Below are 2500 nucleotides of genomic sequence, written 5' to 3'. Positions count from 1 at the left end.
GTTACCAGCGAGGATAAGTATTTCAGATACGAATCCGCATCGAAAGAGAGTCTGAATAGGGCGTTAAGTTGGTAGTAGTAGACGCGAAACCTGGTGATCTACCCTTGGGCAGGTTGAAGCGCTGGTAACACAGCGTGGAGGACCGAACTGGTTGTCGTTGAAAAGACTTCGGATGACCTGAGGGTAGGGGTGAAAGGCCAATCAAACTGGGAAATAGCTCGTACTCCCCGAAATGCATTTAGGTGCAGCGTTGATGTGAGTTTAATAGAGGTAGAGCTACTGATTGGATGCGGGGGTTTCATCGCCTACCAATTCCTGACAAACTCCGAATGCTATTAAATGCTCATCAGCAGTGAGGGTATGGGTGCTAAGGTCCATATCCTAAAGGGAAAGAACCCGGACCATCAGCTAAGGTCCCCAAATATATGCTAAGTTGACCAAACGCGGTCTGACTGCACTGACAGCTAGGATGTTGGCTTGGAAGCAGCCATACATTTAAAGAGTGCGTAACAGCTCACTAGTCGAGCGGTTGGGCATGGATAATAAACGGGCATAAGCATATTACCGAAGCTATGGGGTTATTGAAAGATATACCGGTAGGGGAGCATTCTATAGGCGTAGAAGCTAAAGTTGTGAGACATAGTGGAGCTGATAGAAAAGAAAATGTAGGCATAAGTAACGATAAGGCAGGCGAGAAACCTGCCCGCCGAAAGATCAAGGTTTCCTCAGCTATGCTAATCAGCTGAGGGTTAGTCGGGGACTAACGCGCACCCGAGTAGGGAAAGTGGATGTACAACAGGTTAATATTCCTGTACCATTAATCTAATAAAAGTGACGGAACGAGATAACTACCGCGTACTGACGGAATAGTACGTTAAAGGAGCTGTTATGGCTTTGATAGTACACTGAGGCTTCGGTCGAGGTGATAGAGTGGTGATAACGTTTCCAAGAAAAGCGAAGATTAATGCCCGTACCGTAAACCGACACAGGTGATTGGGAAGAGAATTCTAAGGCGCTCGAGAGATTCATGGCTAAGGAACTAGGCAAAATAGACCTGTAACTTCGGGAGAAAGGTCGCCTATCGTAAGATAGGCCGCAGTGAAGAGGTCCAAGCGACTGTTTATCAAAAACACAGGACTCTGCAAAATCGAAAGATGAGGTATAGGGTCTGACACCTGCCCGGTGCTGGAAGGTTAAGAGGAGAGCTTAGTGGTAACACGAAGGTTTGAATTGAAGCCCCAGTAAACGGCGGCCGTAACTATAACGGTCCTAAGGTAGCGAAATTCCTTGTCGGGTAAGTTCCGACCTGCACGAATGGTGTAACGATTTGGACACTGTCTCGGCCATGAGCTCGGTGAAATTGTAGTATCGGTGAAGATGCCGATTACCCGCAGTGGGACGAAAAGACCCTGTGCACCTTTACTATATCTTCGTATTGGTCTTGGATAAGTGATGCGTAGGATAGGTGGGAGACTATGAAGTGGCTATTCTGGTAGTTGTGGAGTCGTTGTTGAAATACCACCCTTTGCTTATCTGAGGTCTAACCCTGCGATGCAGGGGACAATTCGTGGAGGGTAGTTTGACTGGGGTGGTCGCCTCCAAAAGAGTAACGGAGGCTTCTAAAGGTTCCCTCAGCACGCTTGGTAACCGTGCGTAGAGTGCAATGGCATAAGGGGGCTTGACTGAGAGACCCACAAGTCGATCAGGTACGAAAGTAGAGCATAGTGATCCGGTGGTTCCGTATGGAAGGGCCATCGCTCAAAGGATAAAAGGTACGCCGGGGATAACAGGCTGATCTCCCCCAAGAGCTCACATCGACGGGGGGGTTTGGCACCTCGATGTCGGCTCGTCACATCCTGGGGCTGGAGAAGGTCCCAAGGGTTGGGCTGTTCGCCCATTAAAGTGGCACGCGAGCTGGGTTCAGAACGTCGTGAGACAGTTCGGTCTCTATCTACTGTGGGCGTTAGAAATTTGCGTGGATCTGACTCTAGTACGAGAGGACCGAGTTGGACGCACCGCTGGTGTATCTGTTGTCTTGCCAAGGGCATAGCAGAGTAGCTAAGTGCGGATGGGATAAGTGCTGAAGGCATATAAGTACGAAACCCGCCACAAGATGAGATTTCTTTTAAGGGTCGTGGGAGATGACCACGTTGATAGGTTACAGGTGTAACGGTGGTAACATCATAGCCGAGTAATACTAATCACCCGTAGACTTTTCGCGCGTAGAGATTCTTTTAAAGAGCGTTAGCATCACAACAATTGTTAATTATCAATTGTCAATTGAGAAAATATGTTTTTTATCCCTATATGTTAAAATATCAAGGCATTAGGCCACAGGCATCAGGTATTAGTTCTGAGTCGCACAACCTAAGGCCTAAAGATTTAAGGTGGTTATAGTCAAAGGTCTCACCTCTTACCATTCCGAACAGAGCAGTTAAACCTTTTAGCGCAGATGGTACTACACTTGTTGTGGGAGAGTATGTCGCCGCCTTCTTATAAA

The 2500-nt window shown here is 47.7% G+C and carries 2 rRNA genes (1 of these 2 cut by a window edge); both read left to right on the top strand.

The window, feature by feature from the left end:
• A 23S ribosomal RNA gene (locus HMPREF1528_RS00010) occupies positions 1–2221 on the top strand (it extends 619 nt beyond the left edge of the window).
• 162 nt (positions 2222–2383) lie between these two features.
• Positions 2384–2494: ribosomal RNA gene (gene rrf / locus HMPREF1528_RS00005) — 5S ribosomal RNA — on the top strand.
• Positions 2495–2500: the final 6 nt, after the last annotated feature.

This window comes from Capnocytophaga sp. oral taxon 336 str. F0502, assembly GCF_000411575.1.
Lineage (GTDB): Bacteria > Bacteroidota > Bacteroidia > Flavobacteriales > Flavobacteriaceae > Capnocytophaga > Capnocytophaga ochracea.
Note: the sequence above shows the minus strand (reverse complement) of the source record. Positions and strands in the feature narration are given on the sequence as shown.